This window comes from Pseudomonas sp. YQ_6 (assembly GCF_043103245.1).
GTDB lineage: Bacteria > Pseudomonadota > Gammaproteobacteria > Pseudomonadales > Pseudomonadaceae > Aquipseudomonas > Aquipseudomonas alloputida.
Genome location: NZ_JBICJR010000014.1, coordinates 19,699 through 28,437 on the forward strand (window position 1 = coordinate 19,699; position 8,739 = coordinate 28,437).

At 61.6% G+C, this 8,739-nt stretch carries 6 protein-coding genes; 2 read left to right on the top strand and 4 right to left on the bottom strand.

Annotation, left to right across the window (positions count from 1 at the left end; all coding sequences use genetic code 11):
* Positions 1-596: 596 nt before the first annotated feature.
* The 3 genes from ACF8FG_RS04255 to ACF8FG_RS04265 form a co-directional block, all read right to left on the bottom strand.
* The gene (locus ACF8FG_RS04255; protein WP_392518613.1) at positions 597-2,222 is read right to left on the bottom strand and encodes a methyl-accepting chemotaxis protein; all 1,626 of its coding nucleotides are present in this window, start codon (positions 2,220-2,222) and stop codon (positions 597-599) included.
* 140 nt (positions 2,223-2,362) lie between these two features.
* On the bottom strand, positions 2,363-3,253 hold the full coding sequence (locus ACF8FG_RS04260) for an alpha/beta fold hydrolase (protein ID WP_119713891.1): 891 nt from the start codon (positions 3,251-3,253) through the stop codon (positions 2,363-2,365).
* A 322-nt stretch (positions 3,254-3,575) separates the two neighbouring features.
* Positions 3,576-5,072: a PLP-dependent aminotransferase family protein gene (locus ACF8FG_RS04265; RefSeq protein ID WP_392518614.1), complete on the bottom strand. Its 1,497-nt coding sequence runs from the start codon at positions 5,070-5,072 to the stop codon at positions 3,576-3,578.
* Here ACF8FG_RS04265 and ACF8FG_RS04270 point away from each other — a divergent pair, their 5' ends adjacent.
* A complete protein-coding gene (locus tag ACF8FG_RS04270) occupies positions 5,073-6,839 on the top strand; it encodes an NAD(P)H dependent flavin oxidoreductase family protein (protein WP_318081895.1) in 1,767 nt (588 codons plus the stop codon).
* A 115-nt stretch (positions 6,840-6,954) separates the two neighbouring features.
* Positions 6,955-7,413 (top strand): GNAT family N-acetyltransferase, encoded by a 459-nt coding sequence (locus ACF8FG_RS04275; protein ID WP_318081894.1) that lies wholly within the window; start codon positions 6,955-6,957, stop codon positions 7,411-7,413.
* Between the two features lie 46 nt (positions 7,414-7,459).
* Here the strand turns inward: ACF8FG_RS04275 and ACF8FG_RS04280 are convergent, their stop codons facing one another.
* Positions 7,460-8,722, bottom strand: coding sequence for a PAS domain-containing sensor histidine kinase (locus ACF8FG_RS04280; protein ID WP_240788779.1), 1,263 nt, complete (start codon positions 8,720-8,722; stop codon positions 7,460-7,462).
* Positions 8,723-8,739 lie beyond the last annotated feature (17 nt).

Genomic DNA, 8,739 nt, shown 5'->3' on the forward strand with positions numbered 1-8,739 from the left:
CGAACTTTCTACTCGCGCAATCCATGGTTTGATTCCTTTTCATAAACACAAGGCAATAGTTATCCCGCGAACTTTTAACGTAAAAAGTTCGAGCACAAAGATACCGTTCAATATCTTTTATTCAGTGAGAAGTGCGGGGGCTCAAGCGTGCATGAAGACGCGCCAGCACCCCGCATCTACTTGGGGGTTCCTGGTGGTGGTCAAGGTAGCCGTGCAGACGCCGCGGCCAGACGCCGGTCTGCTGCGGCGCAAGGCACGCAGGCTGGCGATGTGAAACGAATGAAGTGAGGTTCATGAGCTTGCCTCCAACCGGCCAACACCGGCGGCGGCAAGTCACGGCGGAGCATCAGGCTCTGGCGCGGCTTGCCCGACCAGGGTGTCGGGACCGGTGTTCCGGTTCAAGTGCCTGACCAGGCCATTCGGCAAGGGTCAGGCAGCGACAAGATACTGTGTCCATTGAATTCTTCAGTGAAGGGAAAAAAGGCCCCGCGCTCGGGGCGGTCGAACTTTATTCAAGCGTAGTATCGAAGTCAACCCGTAAGGGGAACTTTAAATAAGTTTAACCTTATCTTAATGTTCCACGCAGGCGCAGCGCCTCAAACCTTGAACCGCCCCACCAACGCCGTCATCTCCCCCACCAGCCCCGACAACGCCTTGCTCGCCTCGCTGGTCTGCTGCGCACCCGCCGCGGAATGGTTGGACAGTTCGTGGATGTTCAGCAAGTTGCGGTCTACTTCTCGCGCCACCTGAGCCTGCTCTTCGGCCGCACTGGCAATGACCAGATTGCGCTCGTTTATTTCGCCGATCGCACTGTAAATGCCCTCCAGCACTTGCCCCGAGGCCAGGGTCACGTCCAGTGTCGACTGGGCGCGGTTGGTGCTGGCCTGCATGGATGCTACCGCAGCTTCGGTCCCCGCCTGCACGCTGCCGATCATCTGCTCGATTTCCTGGGTCGATTGTTGCGTGCGATAGGCCAGTGTGCGCACCTCATCCGCCACCACCGCAAAGCCGCGCCCAGCCTCACCGGCACGGGCCGCCTCGATGGCAGCATTGAGCGCCAGCAGGTTGGTTTGCTCGGACACCGAGCGGATCACTTCCAGCACCTTGCCGATGTCCCGCACCTGCCCCACCAACTGCTGCAGGTGCGCACTGCTGGTCTGGATCTCGCGGGTCATCGCTTCGGTGCCGTCGATGTTTTCGCTGACTTGCCGGCGGCTTTGCGCGGCCAGCTGGTTGGATTCACTGGTGGTTTGCGAGGTGGTGATCGCGTTGCGCGCAACCTCCTCCACTGCCGTGGTCATTTCGGTCACGGCGGTGGCGGCCTGCTCCAGCTCCTGCCCCTGCTGACGCAGGTTGTTGGCGCTTTCCTCGGTGACCGCGTTCAACGCCGAGGCGGCGGCGTCCAGCTGCCGGGCACAGTTGTTGATCTGCCCCAGAGTGTCGCGCTGGCTCTGCTGCATGCGCTGCAGCTCATGGAACAGTTGGCCGATCTCGTTGTTGCCCTGCCCTTGCACCGGCACACTCAGGTCGCCACTGGCAATGCGCTGGAAATGCCCGCCGGCTTCACGCAGGGGGTGCAACACACGCTGGGCAATGAACGCCCAGCACAGCACCGCCAGCACCACGGTCATGCCCAGCAGGCACAAGCTCAGCAATTGTGCCCGGGCCAGGCGCCGGTCGGACTCGAGCATGATTTGCTGGCCACGTTCGCTCAGTGTGGTCACCAGCTGCTGGCGCAGGGTTTGCAACCGCCCCATGGCATTACCGGCATCGCTGTTGACCTTGAAGTACTGCTCCAGCGAACGCTGGCGGGTCGCTTCGCGCTGCCCGGCCACCGCCTTGGCGTATTCGGCAAAGGTAGCCTGCAGCTCGGTTGCCAGCACGCGAAGGGCGGGTTCACGGGCGTTTTCGACAAATTCGTCGACCAGCGCCTGGCTCTTGTTGTTCAGCTCCACCGACAGCGCCATGCGCTTGCCTGCACTCTCGTCATGGCCACCCAACTGCTCGATAAAGCCCGAAGACACGTTGGCGCTGGAGCGAATTGCCATCAGCAACGCATTGTTCAACCGGTCCGACTGGTGCGCAGTCTGGTCCAGTTCAGTGATCTGCTGGTCGCTACCCACGGCAGCCCACCAGGCACTGGCAGTCGAAAACAGCAGGGTCAGGCTGAACAGCGACAACACCCAGAACATTCCGGTGCGAATTTTCAGGTTGGCAAGCATGCGGGCAGTACTCCTTGTTGGCACCACTTCTGATCGATGATTCGATGGTGGGTGTGCTGCTATCGGAGGCGCTGGCGCAGGCTTGAGGCGCCGAGATGCGGTTATGTGCGGTAACCGAACGGAATGCGTTGAGGCCAACCTCAACGCCTGAGGAAGTCCACTACCGCCTCGGCGAGCGCCTGCGGTTGATCCAGCATGATGAAGTGGAAGCTGCCATCTATACGCTTGAAGGTGACACCCCGCGCACCGGCATAGGCCTTAACGAAGGTTGCGTCAACGCTGGCAGCGGGTATGCCATACATGGAGTCATAGGCATACACGACCTCCAGCGGTGCCTGGATATCGCCAAGTTCGGGGCGCAGGTCGGTGATCATCAGTTCATGGGTGGCGTCGGCTACTGCCTGGCGGTCCGAGCGCAGCGCCGCATCAACCAGTGCGGGCCTGACCGCTGCCGTCTTGGCCAACCGGTCGATGGCCACGCGCTGCATGGCCTCGGCCTGCACTGCCGGGGCCGCCAACATCGCGCTGCGCACTGTACCAGCCTGCGCCGAAGCCGTTTCGGCAGTTGCCGTGGGATCGATCAGTAACGTGTAGAACGGCAGCGCATCGACAACCATCAGCCGCCCTACCCGCTCGGGGTGGCGTGCGCCAAGCATCAGCGCGACTTCACCGCCCAGCGAATGGCCAACGATGGCTGGCGCCTCTAGGTGCTGGCTGCGGATATAATCTGCAACAGCCTCGGCAACGGGAGCGGCCACGCGACCGTCTACAGAAGGCACGGCAGGCGAGCCGGCAAAACCTGCAACCTGCACCAGATGCAGGCGGTACTGCTGGCGCAGGGTAGTGGCGAGCCCCGCCCATACCTCACGTGATGAAGCCAGCCCAGGGATCAGGATAACGTCCGGCCCCGCGCCTTCGACCTGCACCGAAATGCGCTCACCAGGCGCTGGCACTGCCTGGCTCGGTGCTGCCAACGTGGAGGACAGCGACAAGCTGGCTCCTATTGCCGCAAGCAGGGTTAGTACGCGCATGTTTGCCACTCCTTTGACTTCAATCGGTAAAAGCCCGCCACTATATAAGGCGCGCGACAAGGCGTGGGAAAACTATCGTATGCGACCCGGCGCGCTGCATCTGTGGTGGGGTGTGACGCCTAGGACCCGCTGTTCCTGAGTGGGCATTCAGGCTACCGCATTGCCAGGCAGGAACTGCTGCCTTGCTGAACATCCAAAAGGCCACGGGGTTCTTGAGGAGTAACCCTCTTACACAAATCCTGAGGCCAGCGCGATCACTGCGAGCTCGCCCGCGAACAAGGGCGAAGCCCCTGCCATCCCCTGTCGCGACAGAAGGCCGTGCCTACAGCCACCGCGCCTTGCCCACCACTTTCGCTGCGTCTGCCAGGCGTTGGGTCGCCCGCCGGATCTCATCCGCATCCAGCGATGCAAACCCCAGGCGCAAGGCATTCTCGGCATGACCAAACGGTGAAAACTGTTGCCCACTGCGCACCACCAGGTCCCGTTCCAGCGCTTTGTCGACCAACTGATCCACGTTGATCTCATCGGCAAACCTCACCCACAGCGCCAGGCCACCTTCTGGCGCCTGCACGCTGATCTGTTCGCCGAACCCATCGCGCAAGCATCCCAACAAGGTCTCGCGCCGGCGCCGGTACTCGCGGTTGACACGGCGCAGGTGCTTCTTCAGTTCGCCATCATTGATCAGGTCCGCCAACATCTGCTGCAAGACTGCATCGCCCTGCCCCAGGGTCAGCATCGCCCTGCGTTCCAGCACGGTTGTCACTTCCACCGGTGCCACGATATAGCTGCAACGGAACGTGCTGCCCAAAGGCTTGGACAGTGAGCCAATGTAAATCACGTGCCGCTGCTGGCGGTCGCTGGCCAACGGCAGATAGGGCCGCCCGGCAAAGTGGTATTCGTAGTCGTAATCTTCTTCGACCACGCAAAAGGCATGCTGGCGCGCCAGCTCCAGCAGCTGTTGCCTGCGCCCGGCTGGCAGGCTGACCGTGGTCGGGAACTGGTGATGGGGCGTTATGTACATCATCCGCACCTTGTGCTGCCGGCACAGGGCATCTAGCTGATCGACCCGGCAGCCCTCATGGTCCAGCTCCACGGTCACCAGGCGGGCACCCAGCTGACGGAAGATCTCCCAGGCAGGGGGGTAACTCAGGCGCTCGACCAGCACAACGTCACCCGGCTTGAGCAACACACTGGCCACGAGGGACAGCGACATCTGCACCCCCTGGGTCAGGCAGATATGCTCGGCGCCAACGTTCAGGCTGCGATTGTGCCGCAGCATGTCAGCCAGGGCGCTGCGCAGATTGCGGCTGCTGCACTCGCTGCCGTGGCGCACGCTGTTGCTGCTGAAGCTGCTGCGCAAGGCATTGCGGTAATAGCGGTGCAGCACAGCCTGCGGTAGCAGGCGGTGGTCACAGGCGCCGTTGTCGAAGAACAAGGCCCCTGGCCGCCCTTGCTGGGCTACAGCCTGTTCGTTCGCCTTGAAGTAGGCAACGGCAGGTTCCTCTGGCAGCGCCAGGGCAAAAGGCCGCACGGCACCGGAAACGGCCGCTGTGCCAGGCGCCAGCTGCTGGCTGACAAAGGTGCCCCGGCGTTGCACGCTTTGCAGCCAGCCTTTGGTTTCGGCTTCCTCATAAGCGAGGATCACGGTCTTGCGATTGACGTTCAGCAGTTGCGCCATCTCCCGCGTGCCCGGCAACGGCGTGCCAGGGCGCAGGCGACCCTCGCTGATTGCGGCCACCAGCCCTTCGACGATCTGCCGGTACGAAGCCTGTGCCCCATCGAGCTTGAGCAGTGGCTGCCATTTACGAAGCTGGACCATATGAAATATCCGAAACTGGAGGTTCTGCTGGTCCTGGACTATAGCAACAATCGAACCTCCATTTGCCCCGAGGTGCTCATGCAAAGCCGCCACGTCATTGAATTGTCGCCCTCGGGCAAAACCTTCGAAGCCAGCCAGGAGCTGCTGCTCGATGCCATGCTCGCCAGCGGCCTGCCGGTACCCTTCTCCTGCCGCCGCGGCGCCTGCGGCTCGTGCAAGGTCAAGGTGGTGTCGGGGCAGCATCAGGACAAGCAGCGGGATGCGGACACACCGCCGCCTTCCTATCCCTTGGCCGCCGACGAGATGTTGCTGTGCCAGAGCCACGCCTGCAGCGACATGCGCCTGGAAATACCCGGCTGGTCACTGGACACCCCGGCACTGGCAACCCTCGCACAGGTTGTTGGCAAGCGCGCGCTGAGCACAGATATTGTCGAGCTGGTGCTGCAGCCTGCTCAGCCGCTGGATGTCCGGGCGGGCCAGTACATGCGGTTCCAGCTGGACAACGGCGACAGCCGCTGTTTCTCCATTGCCAACCTGCCTGCCCAGGAACAAGGGCAACTGGTGTTTCACATCCGCAAGGTCAGCGGCGGCCTGTTCACCGAAGGTTTGCTGCCCACCCTGCAAGCAGGTGCAACGGTAAAGCTCGAAGGCCCGCTGGGCGCCTGTACCTGGCAGCACGATGATCAACGCCCGCTGATACTTTTCGCCACCGGCACAGGTTACGCCGGCATCAAGCCGCTATTGCTGAGAGCCTTGGCCGGCGATGCCGACGTCACGCTGTACTGGGGCGGCTCATCGCCGGCGGATTTTTATGACCGCGAATTTCTCGATGTGTCCAGCCGTGCGCACCCACACTTTCGCTGGCAACCGGTGCTCTCGGCCCAGGCACGTATACAGCAGGTGGCGCTCAGCCAGACGCATCGCTGGGACGAAACCCAGGTCTATGCCTGTGGCAATGCCACGATGATCACCCAGGCCCGCGAACAATGCCTTGCGGCAGGCGTACAGCCCCATCGCTTTGTTGCCGAGGCCTTTGTCGCCAGCGGCGCACTGACAACGCAGGCTTCATCAGCCAGCACGCTGCACCCTGAGCTGGAAAAGGTCGGCCCACGATATTCGCTGGACGGCATGCTCGCTGCCCGCGAACAGTCGGTACGGGCGGTGGCCGCAATCGCCAGCCAGCTGCATGCAGGCATGACCACAGCCCAGGCGCTGGAGATGGCCGCGCAAACCTTGCAGGCAATGGGTGCATCGCACACCTGGCACCCAACCTACATCCGTTTTGGCGCCGACACTGTGAAGACACCGCGGCAAGGCATTGATCTGCAACGTGTATTACGTACTACGGACATCGTTGTGGTCGATGTTGGGCCAGTCTGGGATGGCTATGAAGGCGACTATGGCGACACTTTCGTGTTCGGCCAGCACGCCCTGCACCACGCCTGCGTCAAGGCATTGCATGAAGTGTTCGACGAAACCCGCCAGGCCTGGGGCCGCGGGCTGACCGGGCGCGAACTGTATGACTTCGCCGAACGCAGTGCCCAGGCCAAAGGTTGGCAGCTGGAGCGCAACCTGGCCGGGCATCGCATCGCCGACTTCCCGCATGTGTTGTATAGCCAGGACAAGCTGGCCGAGGTGGAGATTGTCCCGAGTGAGGTGGTGTGGGTGCTGGAGATACAACTGTGCCACCCTACCGAACCTGTCGGGGCATTCTTCGAAGACATCCTGATTGGCGAAAGCAAGCCGGGCGCTGCCACGGCAGTTTGATGCCGCCAATCAAAGCGCAAGCTGTGTACCTCGGTTTAGCGCCTCAAGGCTCGGCCCTTGAACCCGTAACAGGTTAAAGTTGGCAACAGAAGGACAACCGACAAGGACGATTACCATGCAAGTACGCACGCTCACCCCTGACGACCTCCCCCAGGCCTGCGCCTTGTGCATGGATGCCTTCATGCAGGCAGTCGCACCCACGCTGTCGGCGCAAGGTATCGAGACCTTTACCCAGGTGTCAGCCCCCCAGGCGTTTGCCGAGCGCATGCAAGGTGACAACCTCATGCTGGCCTGTTTTGTCGAAGGCGCTATCGCGGGGCTGATCGAGCTCAAGGAAGGTCGTCACGTTGCGATGCTGTTCATTGCACCAGGCCTGCAACGCCAGGGCATAGGCAAGCGCCTGATGAACGCCGCACTGAAGCATGCCAGCGCTGAGGTGGTGACGGTAAAGGCATCATTGTCTTCTGTACCCGCCTACCAACGCTACGGCTTCACCCTGGCAGGCGACGTGGGCGAGTTTGCCGGGCTGGTGTATCAGCCGATGGAAAAGCGCCTGCCGGAGCAGTCGGCGTAGGAGCACGCTCATGAGACGTCCCTCGCCGCCTGAGGACTGAACGGGCTCATGCTGCGTGAAAGCTTCTCGGCGATGAGCGCGACGGTTTGACAAATGTCAGCGTCGAGCCTGTGCCAGTGTTCTGTCGCGAAAGCCTTACAGTGAAGGTAGTGCCGCCCTGCCGTGTAGACACGACAGACACGCATCCCGTATGGGCCTTCGCTATCTCGCTCACGATAAAGAGACCCAGGCCAATGCTGGTAGCACCCGCAAGTTGCTGCTCGCCTCGTACCAACGGCTCGAACATGTGTTCCAGCAGGTCAAGGGGAACAGGCGGGCCGCTGTTGTGCACCGTCAGGGTGGCTGTCGTGTCCTCGACACAGGATGTCACGTCAACCGATGTGCGAGGATCGCCGTAGGCAACCGCATTGGCCACCAGGTTACCGATCATCTGGTACAGGCGGTCGGTATCGAACCAGACACTGCGCCCGCCGCTATGCTGATAATTGAATTGACGGCCTGGGAATGTCAGCCGCAACTCGTCAAGGCACCCCTCCACGGCATGCGGCAGGTCAGCCTCCTTGGACTCGATGGTGATACCGCGCCCGGCCTGGATGAGCGTGAAGTCCAGCAAGGCCGCCACCAGCCGCTGCGCGCGCGTCACAGAGCGGCTGATCACTCTGAGCAACCTGGGGCTATCGGCCGCATGTGAGCGTCTCCCCAACAGGTCGGCAGCCATGCCGATCGCGTGCAACGGCGTACGCAGGTCATGGCTGACGATCGCCAGCATTTGCGCCTCCAGTAAGGATTGCGAAGGCTCCGGGCGCCGCAACACGCAGGGACTGCTGCGAGACAGCAAGGCGCGCTGTGCCTGGAGATTTTTGGCCAGGCAACGCTCTGCCAAGAGACGCGCGCACAGAAGATCATGCTCATAACGCGAACCTTCAAGGTTGAAAACGGTCAGCTCATGAACGATACCGTTCAAACGTGGGCAGGCAATGGCATTGGACATCAGCGGCAGAGTGAAGCCCAGACGGTGTACGAAATCGAACTTGACGCTCGCCACCGCCCCCAACTGCCCAATCAATGGCTGCCAGTACAGCTGATGAAGGTTGTTGGCTTCCCTCGTAAGCAGTTGCTGAAAACGCATGCCAACCAAGGCTTCGTGCCTGTAGCCCAGCATTCGACATAACGCCGCATTGGCGCTGGCGATCTGCCCGTTCTGCGATGTCAGCAGCAACCCGAAACCGGAAGTGTCCTCACGTATATGTGACGCAACATCCGTGCAGGCGCATACGGATGTTGCGGCAGAATTAAAAAACGCGTTCAAGGTAAAGTCTCCTGCGT